Source organism: Aeromonas sp. ASNIH8, from assembly GCF_002919855.1.
GTDB classification, from domain to species: domain Bacteria; phylum Pseudomonadota; class Gammaproteobacteria; order Enterobacterales; family Aeromonadaceae; genus Aeromonas; species Aeromonas caviae.
In genome coordinates this window covers 1-14,885 of the sequence record NZ_PQLN01000101.1, presented here as the reverse complement: position 1 = coordinate 14,885, position 14,885 = coordinate 1, and the positions used below count along the sequence as shown (strand labels likewise).

Sequence of the window (14,885 nt, the reverse complement as noted above, 5' to 3'; positions counted from 1 at the left end):
GACACCGCTATGCCACCGTGATCATGGATGCCGAGCGAACCCGCGTCCTGTGGGTGGGGCACGGCAACAGCCGGGCCGCTATCCGTCCCTTCTTCGAGCAGCTCGGCGAGCGATGCCAGCAGATTGAGGCGGTGGCGATGGACATGAACACGGCGTTCGACCTGGAGGTGAAGCAACACTGCCCGCAGGCGGAGGTGGTCTACGACCTGTTCCACGTGGTGGCTCGCTATGGCCGAGAGGTGGTGGACCGGGTGCGAGTGGAGCAGGCGAATGCACTGAAAAGCGATAAACCGGCGCGAAAAGTGGTCAAAAGTGCGCGTTGGTTGCTGCTACGTAATCGGGCGAAGCTGAGTGAAAAACAGGATGTGAAGTTGCAGGAGCTGTTGGCGGCGAATCAACCGCTGGCGATGGTGTACGTGCTGAAAGAGGCGTTGAAGGGCATCTGGTATGCGCCGAGCGTGTGGGAAGGATGGCGACGATGGCGGAGCTGGATGCGGCAGGTGAAGGAAAGCGGGCTAGCGCCGCTGCAACGATTTGGTCGAAATTTATCGAAATATATGCGGGGGATCCTGGCGAGTGCAAACTACCCGATGCACACGAGTGTGCTGGAAGGGGTGAACAACAAGATCAAAGTGATAAAGCGTATGGCATATGGATTTAGGGACTCAGAATACTTTTTTCTGAAAATCAAGGCGGCCTTCCCCGGAAAGCCGCGATGAACCTCTTTTAAACGGTCACTGCTTGCGTCATACAAGCTCTCGGTATTGCACCTGGTACCCTGTGTGAGTGCGTCCGGATTAGTCCTCTTTATGCCAGGACGCTTTCTTTAATTCCCTAATTTCACAAGAGCCATCGCCAATGCTCGGCGGCAAGATGCACGGGCTGCTGGATTGCAGCTTGCTCCAAAAGATGGCTGTCCCAAACAGGGAAGGCTTTGTTATCTTGCCGGATGTGTCGGCAAGGGGCGCGTCCCCCTGCATATCTTCCTGCACAGGAGTCATCAGATGACGATCAAAGCAAGATCCAGAAGAGAGAAGGTGGGCGGCGGGCTTGGCTTGCTGCTCGGGATCATAGTTTTCAACCTGATCGCGCCCCTGCTGTTTGAGCGTCAGGCTGGCTTTGATGGTATGCAGATGATCGTAGCCATGGTCAGCGCCCTGCTCTGTTCCGAACTGGGATCCCGAATCGGCAAGTGGCTCGATGTCAGAGAGCAGGCCAAGGAACTGGCGAAAGAGCCCGAATAGAAAGCGCCGGATGTTACCCTGTGCCATCCCATCCGTTACAAGGAGTCCCCATGCGCATTGCCCTCGTAGGTCTTGGCGATATCGCCCAGAAGGCCTATCTGCCGCTGCTCGCCAGCGACGAGCGAGTCACCCCGCTGCTCTGCACCCGGAGCCCAGCTGTATTGGATAAGCTGGCCCGCCAGTACCGGATCCCCGAGTGCTTTACCGAGGTGGAGGCGTTGCTGGCTAGCCGCCCGGATGCGGTGATGATCCACGCCGCCACCTCGGTGCACTTCGCGTTGGCCGAGCAATGTCTGCGGGCAGGCATCCCCACCTTTGTGGACAAGCCGCTCTGCTTTGATTACGCCGAGGCGGAGGCGCTCGCCAATCTCGCCATCGCGAAGGGCTGCCCGCTGTTTGTGGGTTTCAACCGCCGCTATCTGCCCGCCATGGGCGCCGCCCGTGCCCAGCCGCTCACCGAGCTTCACTGGCAGAAGCACAGACACTATCTGCCTGGGGCGCCACGCCAGTTCCTGTTCGACGACTTTATCCATGTGCTCGACAGCCTCTGCTTCTACGGCGGCGTGCCGGACGGGGATCTTCATGCCGTGCTGCGGCGCAGTGCGCAGGAGCCGGACATGCTGGTGAGCGCGAGCGTGGCCTGGCAGAGCGGGCAGGTGGCGGTGAGCGGCAGCATGAACCGCAGCGCCGGCATCACGGAGGAGCGCATCGACGCCTATGGCGACAACCTCTCCCTGCATATCGAGAACTGCACCCGGGGCACGTGCGCGCGGGACAAGGCCGTGCAGACCCTGGCACCGGACGACTGGCAGCCGGTGCTGGCGAGCCGGGGTTTCGTGGCGATGCTCGATCACTGGTATGGGCAGGTTGAGCTGGGTCGGGCCGACGGGGCGTTGATTGAGAGCTATCTGCACGGCCACCGGCTGGCGGAACGACTGGTGGCCCTGGCGGGGGAGTGACCCCGTCGCAACCGGCCGGCATAACTGGCCAGAGAAGCGGCAGACCACTGTACAAGATGGCGCATCCCTGCGCAGTCAGGCGACCTGGGCGCTGCCGCGCGAGCCAAGCGGGGGCGAGTTTGCTATCTTGGCCGCCATGAACAGCCTTCAACACAGCAGAGTCTCATGAGCATTATCTTGGGGATCGACCCCGGCTCCCGGATCACCGGTTACGGCGTCATCCGCATCGTCTCCGGCAAGGCGCAGTACCTGGGGTCGGGCTGCATCCGTACCGATCTGGGCGAGCTGCCGTCCCGCCTCAAGCAGGTTTACGACGGGGTAAGCGAGATCATCACCCAGTTCAAGCCGGACGAGTTTGCCATCGAGCGGGTCTTTATGGCGCGCAATGCCGATTCGGCTTTGAAGCTGGGTCAGGCTCGCGGCAGCGCCATCGTCGCGGCGGTCAATGCCAGCTTGCCGGTGAGCGAGTACTCGGCGACCCAGATCAAGCAGGCGGTGGTGGGCACCGGCGGCGCGGGCAAGGAGCAGGTGCAGCACATGGTGATGCACCTGCTCAAGCTCTCGGCCACCCCCCAGGCGGATGCGGCGGATGCCCTCGGGGTGGCGCTCTGCCACTTCCATACCCGCCAGAGCCTGATCCGGATGGCGGGCCAGGCCAGCGGTTCGGTGCGCGGACGTTATCGCTGAGCCCGGTGCTCCGCCTTGGCAGAGTGCGAGAGAAGGGTGAGCCAGATACCGGTGCCTGCTGGCAAAAGCGCTGATTGAGTCACGACTTGTCGCACCTCCTCAGGGGACTCCCATGAGAAAGCCCCATGGGGCGGGACTGGTTCTCTCTACCTAATCAACAACTTGTGATTAAGATCACACATTTCCCCCGGTGCGGGCCGGCTTCGCCTTGTGCCGCCACACTCCCATAATATGGCGCCTGTTCAATAACAGTGTCCGTATGAGCCTTTCAGGTTCGCGTGTTAGTCATCATGGGAGAGACAAGAGTGAAACCTTTTGCTGCTGAATTTATGGGAACCTTCTGGCTGGTGCTGGGGGGCTGCGGGAGCGCAGTGCTGGCTGCCGCCTTCCCCAATGTGGGGATCGGCCTGCTGGGCGTCGCCCTGGCGTTCGGCCTGACCGTGCTGACCATGGCCTATGCCATCGGTCATATCTCGGGTTGCCACCTGAACCCGGCCGTGACCGTCGGACTCTGGGCTGGTGGTCGCTTCCCGGCCTCCAACGTGCTGCCCTACATCGTGGCCCAGGTGCTTGGCGGGATCGTGGCTGGTGGCGTGCTCTATGTCATTGCCAGCGGACAGGCGGGTTTTGATGTGAGCGCCGGCTTTGCTTCCAACGGCTATGGCGAGCATTCCCCCGGCGGTTACAGCCTGCTGGCCGCCCTGGTGTGTGAAGTGGTGATGACCGGTTTCTTCCTCTTTGTCATCATGGGCGCCACCGACAGCCGTGCACCGGCCGGGTTTGCTCCCATCGCCATCGGCCTGTGCCTGACCCTCATCCACCTCATCAGCATTCCGGTGACCAACACCTCGGTCAACCCGGCGCGCAGCACTGGCGTGGCGCTTTTTGTCGGTGACTGGGCCGTGGGCCAGCTCTGGCTGTTCTGGGTTGCCCCCATTGTCGGTGCCATTCTGGGTGCATTGGCCTATCGTGTGATCGCCACGAAAGAGTGATGTGTTGCTAGTTAACGTGTGGTATCGACACGCCCCCGGGCGTGTTTTTTTATGCCTGAAGGAATACCGGGCAGGGCGCCATGCCGACGATAGGGTACGGCATGATCACAGCCCCTTGGCGCTCAGCATCTCTTTGTAGCGCTGATGCAGCAGCTTGACCCGTTCCACATAGGCCCGGGTTTCGGCCAATGAGGGATGCCGCCGTGCTTGTACCGTACCGGTCCTACAACCCCTTGGCGCTCAGCATCTCTTTGTAGCGCTGATGCAGCAGCTTGACTCGTTCCACATAGGCCCGGGTTTCGGCATAGGGCGGTATGCCGCCGTGTTTTTGCACCGCACCGGCGCCTGCATTGTAGGCGGCGGTGGCCAGGGCCACATTGCCGTCATACTGCTTGAGCAGACCCGCCAGGTATTTCACACCGCCAAAGATGTTCTGCTCCGCCAGCAGGGCGTTGCCGACCCCGAGCTCGCGCGCCGTGGCGGGCATCAGCTGGGTCAGTCCCATGGCGCCCTTGCGGGAGACGGCCAGAGGATTGAAAGCGGACTCGGCATGGATAAGTGCCCGGATGAGGGCAGGCTCGACCTGATAAGCCTTGGCTGCCGCCTGTATGGTGCTGGCGTAGTCATAGAGGAAGAGGCCTGTTGTGCGCCAGTTGACCTTGGACGCCGGATCGCAGGCATAGCAGTCGTTGAACAGCAGCAGTTCGTAGTGACCCTGCTCCGGCATCATGTCGGAATAGCGTATGACCCCGTTCTTTTGTACCGACTTGTAGACCTGGATCTGACGGCTTGCAGGCTTAGCGGGTTCAGGGGAGGGGAGCGGCGCCGGGGTGAGCGCCACGGTACGCGGCGTGGGAACCGGGGAGGAGACTGCCGTCTCCGGGGTCAGGATCACCACCTCGGCCGGCGGCGGTATCTGAGCCGGGGCTGCGTGGGAAAACAGCGGCATCATGCCCAGCAACATCCATGCTTTCAACGGCTTGCTCCTTAAGCCTCGTTAGGCACGTTGAGTAAAGCATTCGGGATGGCGCAGAACAAGTGCCCGTGAACAGGGGAGGCTGGAAATGTGATGGCAGAGGGACGTCCCACCTGAGTGCTCACTCAGGACAAGGGGCGCGGCTCATGGCGTCAAGGGGCGGATGATCGCAACCTCGTCTTTTCCATCGAGTTATTGGCTTTTTTGTAAGTTAAAGGCGTGTTATCTTGCTGTTGCTCCACTCTGGTCTGATCTCTTCGTGGAGCCAGCGAGCGAGCAGGAGAGGGCCGGTATGGCCAGAGCGAAATGGGCATGACAAGCAGGCGAGCGATGGAGCTCAGATTCGAAGAGTACTGTGATGCGGATCTTTCCCTCATCAGAGACTATTACGAGACGACGTTTTCCCACTATGTGCCGGATTTGGCAGAACGGATTTTTGTGGTCCGTGACGCGCACTGGCTGGTGGGGGCTGTGCGCCTGCGCGATGAACAGGATTATTACCACTTGTGCGGCTTTCGTCTGCTCCCTCACTACCAGTCCCTGGGGCTGGGATCCCGCTTGTTGCAGCATGCCTGCCGCGATCTTTCCGACAAGCCCGTGATCTGTCACGCCCTGCCGTTCGAGAAACCCTTCTACCTCAAGGCGGGATTTGACCACCTTCCCCTGCATGAACTCGACGGGCCCCTCCACTCTCTCTATCACCAGCAGCACGAACAGGGTTACCAGATCGAGCTGCTGGTGCGTCAGGCGAAGGCGCCTGTTTTCAACTGACGTCTTATTGGGGTTTGGTCAGCAGGTGGATCTTGCCTGGTGACAGCTCCAGCCCCAGCAGATTTTCCTTGAGCCAGGCCTGATTGGGATCTTTGTCATCCAGCTTGTAGACAGGCTGGGTCTCCAGCCGTTTCTCCATGCTCTGCAGCAGCATCCTCAGCATGAAACCAAACTTCTGTTCCGCCGCGGCAGGCTCCAGCTTGTAATCGATGAGCTTCATGTTGTCGAGGAAGAGCGCACTCCTGGCCTTGTCGTAGCGGGGCCTCGCCTCATAGGTCATGTTGAGGCGCGCGTCGTACTCGGTCTGATCCGGGAGCGCGATTTTCAGCTTGCCTTTGCCAAACACCCTGGCGGTATCCGGGCTCTGGCGACCAATCTGCACATCGCTCTGCTCGAGTTGCACATGGGCCTTGATGATGCCGGGCAATTCCAGCTGTTTGTCCACTTGCACCTGGGACTGCAGGTACTGATTTATCTGCTGCTCATTGATGTCATATGAGCCTTGACCTAGCATGGCCAGACTCAGCAGCATAGATTGCAGGATCATGCTAACGACCTGATAGAATGGGTGTGCCCCATAGCATACCATCCCGACCCTGTGGGGTCTGCCCGTGCCATCTGTCCAATACACCAAGGAGTCGCCTTGCTCGACGGTCTGGAATACGACATTCAGTTGCTGTTTTCCCGCTTTCTCGGCTGGTTGTTGCTGTTGTTTCACACCGTGATCGTGGCTGGGATCTCCCTGCGGGTGGTGATGAAGCGACGTCCCATCGGGGTATCCCTCGCCTGGTTGGCCCTCATCTATGCCATCCCCTTCGCCGGGGTCGGTTTCTACGTGCTGTTTGGCGAGATACGCCTCGGTCGCAAGCGGGCGGAGCGGGCCCAGGCCATGTACCGTCCTTACGCCATCTGGATCCGCCAGCTCGCGCGCCTCTTCCCCCAGCACTGCTGCGAGGTGGGAAGCAAGGCACGCCCGCTCCACGATCTGATCCAGGGGCGCTTGGCCATGCCCATGCTCTCGGGCAACCGGATGACCCTGCTGCACAAGCCGAAGAGCATCGTAGAGGAGATAGTGCGCGACATCCGGGGCTCCTCCCAATCCTGTTATCTGGAGTTCTACATCTGGCACCCCGGCGGGGATGTGGACGAGGTGTGCGAGGCGTTGATGGAGGTGGCGGCACGCGGCGTGGATTGTCGTGTCTTGCTCGACTCCATCGGCAGCAAGACCTTCTTCCGCTCCTCCTGGCCCAAAACCTTGCGCGCCGCCGGCGTTAAAGTCGTGGAAGTGTTGCCGGTCGGCGCCTGGCGCATCCCGTTTCAGCGCCAGGACTTGCGCATGCACCGCAAGCTGGTGGTGATCGATGACAAGGTTGGTTACACCGGCTCCATGAACATGGTGGATCCCCGTTTCTTCAAGCAGGATGCCGGGGTCGGCCAGTGGGTCGACATCATGATCCGGGTGCAGGGCCCCGTGGTGCCGTTGATGTGGTCCACCTTCGTCTGGGACTGGGAGATGGAGACCGGCGAACGGCTGCTCGACAGTCTGCAACATGAGCCGGAAGCCTGGCCACAGACCAACTATCGGGCCCAGCTCATTCCCTCCGGCCCCTTCGTCGGTGGTGACTGTATCCAGCAGAGCCTGCTGCTCGCCATCTACCAGGCTCGTCACCATCTGGTGCTGACCACCCCCTATTTCGTGCCGGACGATCCGCTGGCTGCGGCCCTCTCTTCGGCGGCGGCCCGCGGCGTGCTGGTGCAACTGGTGCTGCCTGCGCGCAACGACTCCCTGATGGCGAACCACGCCAGCAACTCCTTCATGGAGGATCTGCTGGCGGCAGGAGTGGAGATATATCGCTATGATGCCGGGCTGCTGCACACCAAGAGCGTGCTGGTGGACGATGATTTCGCTCTGGTGGGCACGGTCAACCTCGACCGGCGCAGTCTCTGGCTCAATTTCGAGATCACCCTGCTCATCGACAACCCGGTGTTTGTCGCCGAGATGAACCAGCTGGTGCAGGGCTACATGCTGGAGGCTACCCCCATGTCACTGACCAGGTGGCGTGCCCGCCCCTGGTACAAAAAATTGCTTGAGAACATCTTCTACCTGTTCAGCCCCCTGCTGTGACAGCCAGAGCGTGGACCCCAAGCCGTTGTCTGGCTTGTGTTGATGCCCATCCTCCCCGTAGAGTGCGCCCATGCACCCGCCATTGAACTATTGTGGAGAAACAGAACTGATGAAGAAAAAAGTGGCCTTGGCCGTCGGAGCCGTGTTGGTGGTGGGAGGGCTTGGCGCCTGCTGGTACACGGGCAATACGTTCGACCGGATCCTGGCCGAGCAGATCGCCAGGGCGCAGCAGGAGAGCGGGATCGAAGTCACCTGGAGCCCAGAGACGGAGAATCTGTTTACCCGCGACGGCGTACTCAAGGTGGTGGTGCCGCCCCAGACGCTGGCGAGTTTTGATCCCCAACTGGCGGGGAGCGAGGCCATCGAGATGCAGTTCGCGTTCAACAGCCGCATGCTGCCGCTCTATATCAAGAGCCACCTCTTGCTGGACACCGCAGAGGGCTCCCTCGCACCTGTCTTCACGGCCCTCGGCATGGAGAAATGGCAGCTGGGGGCGGAGTCGGCCAGCAGCCTCTGGACCATGAGCAACAGCTCCCGATTCTGGGCCAGCGACTTCAAGGTCAAGGAGGGGCTCAACGAGTTCCAGTTCCTGCCCCTGAACGGCGACTACCGCGGCGATCTCGACGGCAATGGTCATCTGACCGCCCACTGGCTGGGCATGACGGTGCACGATGCGCAGAGCAAGACGGATCTGGCCCTGGCCGATCTCAAGGGCAGCGCCGACATGGCGGAGATTAGCGGCCTCTGGCTCTCGCCCCGCAGCGATGCGACCCTCTCCGCCCTCTCCCTGACACAAGGGGATCTCAAGGTCTCCCTGCAGGGGATGACCACCGCCACCCAGCTGGCGGGGGATGATGTCCAGACACTCTCCACCCGTTATCAGATGAAGGTGGCGTCTCTCAATCTGGAAAACGAGGAGGACAGCCTGGCGCTGACCGAGGGCAACCTGGATCTGGCGCTCAACGGGCTGGATCTGGAGGGGTACCAGCGGCTGCAGGAGGCCAGCAGCCAGCGGGTGGACGAAGCCGCCATCCAGGAGGCGCTGGACAAGATGCTCCAGCGGGGGGCCACGCTCCTGCTGACGGACCTCAGCGCCCGCCTCAACGGCGAACCCGTCAACCTGCAGGGGGAGGCCAAACTGGCCCCCACGACCCTGGCCGCGCTGATGGAGAGCGAGGAGGGGATGCAGGCCCTGTCAGGTCTGCTCCATGCGCGCCTTGGCGACAAGCTGGGCCAGGCGGTTCCCCAGCTGGCCCCCATGCTGAGCCAGTTTACCGACCTGGGTTACCTCAAGGTGGAGTCGGCGGTACTGAGCGCAGAGCTCAAGCTGGAGAAGGGACAGGTCACCGTCAACGGTCTGCCACTGCACCAGTGAGTGCCCCCGCAATGAAAAAAGGCTCCTTCGGGAGCCTTTTTTCTGGGGTCGGACCGCCGCTTACTTGAACACGACCGTCTTGTTGCCGTAGACAAAGACCCGTTCGTTCAGTACCAGCTCCAGGGCGCGGCTCAGCACGGATTTCTCCACGTCGCGACCGGCCTTGGCCATGTCGTCGGCGGTGAAGGTGTGGTCGACGTGGATGACGTCCTGCTCGACGATGGGACCCTCATCCAGATCGTCGGTGACGAAGTGGGCGGTGGCACCGATGAGCTTGACCCCGCGATCGAAGGCCTGGCGATAGGGACGGGCACCGATGAAGGCGGGCAGGAAGGAGTGGTGGATGTTGAGGATCTTGCGCGGGTAGGCCGCGACGAAGCTCGGGGTCAGCACCCGCATGTACTTGGCCAGGATGACGTAATCCGGCTGGTAGCCATCGATGAGGGCGCGCACCTGCTCTTCATGCTCGGTGCGGCTGAGATCCTCGTGGCTCACGCAGTGGAAGGGGATGTCGAACTTGCCTGTCAGCTCGCCCAGAGTGTCGTAGTTGCCGATCACCGCCACTATGTCCATGTCCAGGGCGCCGGCGTAGTTCTTCATCAGGATGTCGCCGAGGCAGTGGGTCTCCTTGGTCACCAGGATGACGATGCGCTTCTTGCCCGCCTTGACCAGGCGGCGCAGAGCGCCCACCGGCAGGGCATCGTCGAGGTCGGCCAGCAGGGTCTCGTCGTTGAAGCGCCCTTCCAGCTCGGTGCGCATGAAGAAGCGGCCGTTTTCGTGATCCACGAACTCGTCGTTCTTGTTGATGTTGAGCTGGTGCTTGTAGCAGATGTTGGTGATCTTGGCGATGAGTCCCTTGGCGTCGGGGCAATCGGTCAGCAGTATTTTCTTTTCCATCTCTGTCATGATTCCGTTGGTGTTGTTGGCGCCCAGTCTGCGCGGGCAGCACGTTTTTTTGGCACTATGCCACAAACAAAATCAGAAAAGACAGCGTGCCGTGCATCGGCGTGACCGGCTGGCGGAGGCGGGCCGCCGAGGGCAAGCGTTTGTCGTTGATGGGTTTTGGACTGGCATCCTGCGGCGATTTTCTTTAGGCTGTCTGCGCTTATTCTCAGGGCGGGGTGAAATTCCCCACCGGCGGTATCCCGATATGACTCGGGGAGCCCGCGAGCGCCCGACCCGGTTTGACCGGGCGGGGTCAGCAGATCCGGTGAGATGCCGGAGCCGACGGTCACAGTCCGGATGAAAGAGGATAAGACAGATATTGCTGGCAAGCCCCCTGTGGGCCGGCCGCTGCATGCCTATCTCTGTCTACCTTTCCATGCCCTGATTCTGGTCCTTGTCTTTTTTAGGAGTCTTACCATGAATCAGTCTCTGCTCAGTGAATTCGGTGATCCCATTGCTCGCGTCGAGGCCGCGCTGGCCGCACTGCGTGCCGGCCAGGGTGTGCTGGTGGCCGACGATGAAGATCGTGAGAATGAGGGTGACCTCATCTTCGCCGCAGAATCCATGACCAATGAACAGATGGCCATGATGATCCGCGAGTGTTCCGGCATCGTCTGCCTCTGCCTGACCGACGAGCGGGTTCGCCAGCTCGAGCTGCCGATGATGGTGGAGGCCAACTCCAGCCACTACCAGACCGCCTTCACCGTGACCATCGAAGCGGCGCAGGGGGTGACCACCGGGGTGTCCGCCGCCGATCGCATCACCACCATACGTGCCGCCATCGCCGACGGGGCCAGACCGTCCGACCTGCATCGCCCCGGCCATGTCTTCCCGCTGCGTGCCCGTACCGGGGGCGTGCTGACCCGTCGCGGTCACACCGAAGCCACGGTCGATCTGATGCAGCTCGCCGGGCTCAAACCTTACGGCGTGCTGTGCGAGCTGACCAGGGAGGATGGCTCCATGGCCAGGTTGCCGGACCTGGTGGCCTTCGGTCGCCAGCACCAGATGCCGGTGCTGACCATCGAGGATCTGGTGCAATATCGTCAATTGCTGTCAGAGCGTTCAGCCTGAGCCTCATACGAAATTGTAATAAGCCGAAATTTTGGTTACGCTTTGCACGAACCTCATCCGGAGACACTCTTTTTTGATTAAAGTTTGCGCATAAAGTGTGCAACTAAAAAAAAATGAGGGTTTTAACGCATTTATCTGTGATGGGGCCTATCCAAAGTATGATTTTTTTGTGCCATAATCACGCCGCTTGCTAAACGTCTGGCGAGTTAAAGGGAGCTTTTAAAAATGAAAAAAATGTTGTTGGTAGGTGTTGTTGGTCTGTCCGCTCTGCTGGGCGGTTGTGCAAACACCAGCGAACTGGAAACTTCCGTTCAGAATCTGTCTAACAAAGTTGACCAACTGGCTCAAGATGTTAGCGCTGTTCGTGCTGATCAGTCCAAGATCGCTGCTGATGTTGCAGAAGCCAAGCAAGAAGCTATGCGTGCTAACCAGCGCATCGACAACATGGCTACTTCCTACAAGAAGTAATCCATGCGAAAAAATGGCGCATTTTAATGCGCCATTTTTTTTTGCCTGAAATCTGGCAATTCTCCGAGTTTGACTCCCGCCTGAACAAGGCAATGCCGACCGATCGGCATTCCCCGTCCTGAATATCTCTTCGATCAATAAAGCAGGCTGTAGAGCTTGCGGCGGTAATTCTGCGCTGCCGGATGTGCGCCCATGGTGGCCAGCACATCGAGATAGATCTTCTTGGCATCTCCAAAGGCCAGATCCCGCTTGAGAATGGTGAACAGCAAGGCCAGAGCCTCTTCCTGTCGACCGACCTGGCTGTAGAGTACCGCCAGCTCCTGGGCGAGGGCGTCATCTGCCGGCTGTTCGGCGTGACGCAGCTCCAGGGCGCGCAGTTCAGGGCTGTCACTGGCCTGCAGCGCCAGCGAGAGGCGAGAGCTCAGGGTCTGATAGTGATCGTCCTGTGCCACCATGGGGATGGCGGCGAGCAGGGCTTGCGCCTCGTCCAGCAGGTTCAGATCCAGGGCCGCCTGTGCCAGCCAGAGGCTGATGTCGTGACGCTCGGCGGCGAGGCGATGGGCCTTGCTCAGGTGGGCGTGCGCCACATCGGCCTGCTCTGCGGCCAGTGCCTGCTTGGCCTGCTCCAGCAGCAGCTCTTCTTCCTTGGGGGCGAAAGCAGCGAAATACTGGCGCAGGGTCGCTTCATCCTGCGGGCCTTCCAGGATGGCCTGCTCGTCCGGACGACCCTGATGGAACAGCACCAGGGCGGGTAACGCGCGCAGGGCCAGCTGGCTCGCCAGCGGCTGCAGCTGGGGATCGTTCATATCGACTTTGGCCAAGGTGACGCCAGGATTGGCCTGACCAACCAGGGCTTCCACCAGGGGGGTCATGGCCTGACACTCCGGCATCTGCGGGGCGTGGAAGTAGATGACGACCGGCTTTTTCAGGGATGCATCGATCAGTTCGGCGTGAAAATTCTGGGGAGTGATGTCGACGATCATGAGGCTGACTCTCGGAAAATGGTGTGGATCAACATGGGGTCCAGCGGAGTGGATTTCAAGCTCCCGTCCAGCAGATAGGCATCGACCTGGCGGGTCGGGGCGGCGAGGCTGAGCCATCCTCTGCCAATGGGCCAATCGCTCACTTCATAGATGCGGGTATCGAGCAGGTTCTCCAGCCGCCACCCTTGCTCCGGCAAGAAGCAGACCTTCTCCAGCCCGGCGGCGATGCCGGCGCCGTGGGCCTTGAGCACCGCCTCCTTGCGCGACCACAGCCGATAGAAGGCCGAGTCCTGCTCCTGCACTGGCAGGGTGCGCAGCCACAGGTATTCCCCGGGGGCATAGAAACGCTCTGCCAGGGGCAGTATGGGGCGGCGGCGCAGGCCCATTTCGATATCCACGCCGAGGGGACCCTCCCGACAGAGGGCGAGCACCAACCAGTCACCGCTGTGGCTGAGGTTGAACTGCCAGTGGTGGTTGCACAGCATCGGCTTGCCATGCTCGCCGATGTGAAAGGCCAGAGAGCCGGCAGGGCAGTGGAGGCGTTCGGCCAGCAGGCGGCGAAGCAACACGCGTCCCAGCAGATACTCGCGCTGGCGGCCGGGTTGGCGGATCTCGTGCCAGTGGCGGTATTCCTCCGGGGAGAGCCCGGATGACAGCCCGATCAGCTGTTCAGTATCGACGAGCGCGGTATTTAACAAATAGAGATCCGCAGAAAGCATAATATTTCACTTAAAAATGGGGTCGAAGTAGCGATAACAATCCGTTTGGAGAGGCCGAAACCGATGCTTTCAAGATTGTATATTGTTTGGCCATGATCACATAAATTGCGCTAAACAGAGCATTTCCTTGCAAAAATGTGAGTTCGATTGGGATTTTCGCTTGCCTCGATAGAATTCTTGGATATAGTCGGGTGCTGTTGCCTTATAAATTGCCCTGTCGGGCTGCATTTTAACAAGTTTCACTCTTTTTTGCGGGGATAAAGGATTGCGCCACCTGATGCTACTGCTGGTCGCGCTCGGAATGGTAGGTTGTGCTTCGGCACCCCAACCCGAGGTCGCGAGCAAGATCGAGGTTTCCATGATGGAACCCGTGATTGAACCCGAAGTTTCGCCTACCCCGGATGTCAACGAAATCCTGACCGTATACAAAGAGTGGCGTGGTACCCCCTATCGTTATGGCGGTACCACAGAACGAGGTATCGATTGCTCGGCGTTTACCCGTGAAGTGTTCCGCAATGCCATCGGCATCGAATTGCCCCGCGATACCCGCTCCCAGGTCCACGAAGGCTCTCGCGTCTCCAAGCAGGATCTGGTCGAGGGGGACCTGGTCTTCTTCAAGATCAACCCGCGTCTGAACCATGTCGGCATCTATGTCGGCAACGGTGAATTCATCCATGTCTCCTTCCGTGCCGGCGTCACGCGCTCCAAGCTCGACAATGTGTATTGGCGCAACAAGTTCTGGCAGGCACGCCGGATCGATATCTGAGTCAGGCTGGACAAACGGCTCGCAGTACGGACTGTTTTTCCAACCTCACTTGAACCGGACCCTCAGGGTCCGGTTTTTTTATGGTTCATCGCGGCTTTCCGGGGAAGGCCGCCTTGATTTTCAGAAAAAAGTATTCTGAGTCCCTAAATCCATATGCCATACGCTTTATCACTTTGATCTTGTTGTTCACCCCTTCCAGCACACTCGTGTGCATCGGGTAGTTTGCACTCGCCAGGATCCCCCGCATATATTTCGATAAATTTCGACCAAATCGTTGCAGCGGCGCTAGCCCGCTTTCCTTCACCTGCCGCATCCAGCTCCGCCATCGTCGCCATCCTTCCCACACGCTCGGCGCATACCAGATGCCCTTCAACGCCTCTTTCAGCACGTACACCATCGCCAGCGGTTGATTCGCCGCCAACAGCTCCTGCAACTTCACATCCTGTTTTTCACTCAGCTTCGCCCGATTACGTAGCAGCAACCAACGCGCACTTTTGACCACTTTTCGCGCCGGTTTATCGCTTTTCAGTGCATTCGCCTGCTCCACTCGCACCCGGTCCACCACCTCTCGGCCATAGCGAGCCACCACGTGGAACAGGTCGTAGACCACCTCCGCCTGCGGGCAGTGTTGCTTCACCTCCAGGTCGAACGCCGTGTTCATGTCCATCGCCACCGCCTCAATCTGCTGGCATCGCTCGCCGAGCTGCTCGAAGAAGGGACGGATAGCGGCCCGGCTGTTGCCGTGCCCCACCCACAGGACGCGGGTTCGCTCGGCATCCATGATCACGGTGGCATAGCGGTGTC

Annotated in this window: 16 protein-coding genes, 2 pseudogenes and 1 riboswitch; of the genes and pseudogenes, 11 read left to right on the top strand and 7 right to left on the bottom strand. The window is 60.2% G+C overall.

Going from position 1 to position 14,885, the window contains the following annotated elements; translation table 11 throughout:
- From C3418_RS19695 to aqpZ, 5 genes and pseudogenes are all read left to right on the top strand, one after another.
- A pseudogene (locus C3418_RS19695) lies at window positions 1-719 on the top strand (ISL3-like element ISAeme19 family transposase); the annotation flags it as partial.
- Between the two features lie 285 nt (window positions 720-1,004).
- A complete protein-coding gene (locus tag C3418_RS19685) occupies window positions 1,005-1,244 on the top strand; it encodes a hypothetical protein (protein ID WP_052815887.1) in 240 nt (79 codons plus the stop codon).
- A gap of 50 nt (window positions 1,245-1,294) precedes the next feature.
- Complete coding sequence (locus C3418_RS19680; RefSeq protein WP_052815889.1) at window positions 1,295-2,203, top strand: Gfo/Idh/MocA family protein; 909 nt, start codon at window positions 1,295-1,297, stop codon at window positions 2,201-2,203.
- 165 nt (window positions 2,204-2,368) lie between these two features.
- Window positions 2,369-2,890, top strand: coding sequence for a crossover junction endodeoxyribonuclease RuvC (ruvC, locus tag C3418_RS19675; protein WP_042074353.1), 522 nt, complete (start codon window positions 2,369-2,371; stop codon window positions 2,888-2,890).
- Window positions 2,891-3,195: 305 nt separating this feature from the next.
- Entirely contained in the window at window positions 3,196-3,882 is a 687-nt protein-coding gene (gene aqpZ / locus C3418_RS19670; protein WP_010673516.1) for an aquaporin Z, read from the top strand.
- A 223-nt stretch (window positions 3,883-4,105) separates the two neighbouring features.
- On the opposite strand, the gene C3418_RS19660 is transcribed toward aqpZ, so the two are convergent.
- Complete coding sequence (locus C3418_RS19660) at window positions 4,106-4,846, bottom strand: lytic transglycosylase domain-containing protein (protein WP_042878789.1); 741 nt, start codon at window positions 4,844-4,846, stop codon at window positions 4,106-4,108.
- A 342-nt stretch (window positions 4,847-5,188) separates the two neighbouring features.
- Here C3418_RS19660 and C3418_RS19655 point away from each other — a divergent pair, with 342 nt between their 5' ends.
- Window positions 5,189-5,629 (top strand): GNAT family N-acetyltransferase, encoded by a 441-nt coding sequence (locus C3418_RS19655; protein WP_010673518.1) that lies wholly within the window; start codon window positions 5,189-5,191, stop codon window positions 5,627-5,629.
- Between the two features lie 4 nt (window positions 5,630-5,633).
- Here the strand turns inward: C3418_RS19655 and C3418_RS19650 are convergent, their stop codons facing one another.
- Entirely contained in the window at window positions 5,634-6,176 is a 543-nt protein-coding gene (locus C3418_RS19650) for a DUF1439 domain-containing protein (RefSeq protein WP_029313991.1), read from the bottom strand.
- A gap of 96 nt (window positions 6,177-6,272) precedes the next feature.
- Here C3418_RS19650 and cls point away from each other — a divergent pair, with 96 nt between their 5' ends.
- Window positions 6,273-7,754: a cardiolipin synthase gene (gene cls / locus C3418_RS19645; protein ID WP_010673520.1), complete on the top strand. Its 1,482-nt coding sequence runs from the start codon at window positions 6,273-6,275 to the stop codon at window positions 7,752-7,754.
- A gap of 109 nt (window positions 7,755-7,863) precedes the next feature.
- On the top strand, window positions 7,864-9,129 hold the full coding sequence (locus C3418_RS19640; RefSeq protein WP_052815890.1) for a DUF945 family protein: 1,266 nt from the start codon (window positions 7,864-7,866) through the stop codon (window positions 9,127-9,129).
- A 60-nt stretch (window positions 9,130-9,189) separates the two neighbouring features.
- Here the strand turns inward: C3418_RS19640 and purU are convergent, their stop codons facing one another.
- Complete coding sequence (gene purU / locus C3418_RS19635; RefSeq protein ID WP_052815892.1) at window positions 9,190-10,026, bottom strand: formyltetrahydrofolate deformylase; 837 nt, start codon at window positions 10,024-10,026, stop codon at window positions 9,190-9,192.
- Between the two features lie 206 nt (window positions 10,027-10,232).
- Window positions 10,233-10,387: riboswitch (FMN riboswitch) on the top strand.
- A gap of 104 nt (window positions 10,388-10,491) precedes the next feature.
- On the opposite strand from purU, the gene ribB reads away from it, so the two are divergent.
- Both ribB and C3418_RS19625 read left to right on the top strand, forming a co-directional pair.
- Window positions 10,492-11,145: a 3,4-dihydroxy-2-butanone-4-phosphate synthase gene (ribB, locus tag C3418_RS19630; RefSeq protein ID WP_043758934.1), complete on the top strand. Its 654-nt coding sequence runs from the start codon at window positions 10,492-10,494 to the stop codon at window positions 11,143-11,145.
- Window positions 11,146-11,370: 225 nt separating this feature from the next.
- Window positions 11,371-11,613 (top strand): Lpp/OprI family alanine-zipper lipoprotein, encoded by a 243-nt coding sequence (locus C3418_RS19625; protein WP_010634682.1) that lies wholly within the window; start codon window positions 11,371-11,373, stop codon window positions 11,611-11,613.
- A 134-nt stretch (window positions 11,614-11,747) separates the two neighbouring features.
- On the opposite strand, the gene C3418_RS19620 is transcribed toward C3418_RS19625, so the two are convergent.
- From C3418_RS19620 to C3418_RS24445, 3 genes are all read right to left on the bottom strand, one after another.
- The gene (locus C3418_RS19620) at window positions 11,748-12,596 is read right to left on the bottom strand and encodes a tetratricopeptide repeat protein (protein WP_042878782.1); all 849 of its coding nucleotides are present in this window, start codon (window positions 12,594-12,596) and stop codon (window positions 11,748-11,750) included.
- Window positions 12,593-13,315, bottom strand: a complete 723-nt coding sequence (locus C3418_RS19615) for a 4'-phosphopantetheinyl transferase superfamily protein (protein WP_042878780.1) — start codon at window positions 13,313-13,315, stop codon at window positions 12,593-12,595. The genes C3418_RS19620 and C3418_RS19615 overlap by 4 nt, the downstream gene beginning before the upstream one ends.
- Before the next feature lie 96 nt (window positions 13,316-13,411).
- The gene (locus C3418_RS24445) at window positions 13,412-13,675 is read right to left on the bottom strand and encodes a hypothetical protein (protein WP_162231332.1); all 264 of its coding nucleotides are present in this window, start codon (window positions 13,673-13,675) and stop codon (window positions 13,412-13,414) included.
- Here C3418_RS24445 and C3418_RS19610 point away from each other — a divergent pair.
- A complete protein-coding gene (locus tag C3418_RS19610) occupies window positions 13,593-14,081 on the top strand; it encodes a C40 family peptidase (RefSeq protein ID WP_010673526.1) in 489 nt (162 codons plus the stop codon). The two genes, C3418_RS24445 and C3418_RS19610, sit on opposite strands and share 83 nt — an antisense overlap.
- 85 nt (window positions 14,082-14,166) lie before the next feature.
- On the opposite strand, the pseudogene C3418_RS19605 reads toward C3418_RS19610, so the two are convergent.
- Window positions 14,167-14,885 (bottom strand): annotated as a pseudogene (locus tag C3418_RS19605) (ISL3-like element ISAeme19 family transposase); the annotation flags it as partial.

Bases quoted from the DNA above. Each gene is read 5' to 3' on its own strand.
- C3418_RS19685 (WP_052815887.1), top strand. From the start codon at position 1,005: ATGACGATCAAAGCAAGATCCAGAAGAGAGAAGGTGGGCGGCGGGCTT.
- C3418_RS19680 (WP_052815889.1), top strand. From the start codon at position 1,295: ATGCGCATTGCCCTCGTAGGTCTTGGCGATATCGCCCAGAAGGCCTAT.
- ruvC (WP_042074353.1), top strand. From the start codon at position 2,369: ATGAGCATTATCTTGGGGATCGACCCCGGCTCCCGGATCACCGGTTAC.
- C3418_RS19660 (WP_042878789.1), bottom strand. From the start codon at position 4,846: ATGTTGCTGGGCATGATGCCGCTGTTTTCCCACGCAGCCCCGGCTCAG.
- C3418_RS19655 (WP_010673518.1), top strand. From the start codon at position 5,189: ATGGAGCTCAGATTCGAAGAGTACTGTGATGCGGATCTTTCCCTCATC.
- C3418_RS19650 (WP_029313991.1), bottom strand. From the start codon at position 6,176: ATGATCCTGCAATCTATGCTGCTGAGTCTGGCCATGCTAGGTCAAGGC.
- C3418_RS19640 (WP_052815890.1), top strand. From the start codon at position 7,864: ATGAAGAAAAAAGTGGCCTTGGCCGTCGGAGCCGTGTTGGTGGTGGGA.
- purU (WP_052815892.1), bottom strand. From the start codon at position 10,026: ATGGAAAAGAAAATACTGCTGACCGATTGCCCCGACGCCAAGGGACTC.
- ribB (WP_043758934.1), top strand. From the start codon at position 10,492: ATGAATCAGTCTCTGCTCAGTGAATTCGGTGATCCCATTGCTCGCGTC.
- C3418_RS19625 (WP_010634682.1), top strand. From the start codon at position 11,371: ATGAAAAAAATGTTGTTGGTAGGTGTTGTTGGTCTGTCCGCTCTGCTG.
- C3418_RS19620 (WP_042878782.1), bottom strand. From the start codon at position 12,596: ATGATCGTCGACATCACTCCCCAGAATTTTCACGCCGAACTGATCGAT.
- C3418_RS19615 (WP_042878780.1), bottom strand. From the start codon at position 13,315: ATGCTTTCTGCGGATCTCTATTTGTTAAATACCGCGCTCGTCGATACT.
- C3418_RS19610 (WP_010673526.1), top strand. From the start codon at position 13,593: ATGCTACTGCTGGTCGCGCTCGGAATGGTAGGTTGTGCTTCGGCACCC.
- C3418_RS24445 (WP_162231332.1), bottom strand. From the start codon at position 13,675: ATGGAAACCTCGATCTTGCTCGCGACCTCGGGTTGGGGTGCCGAAGCA.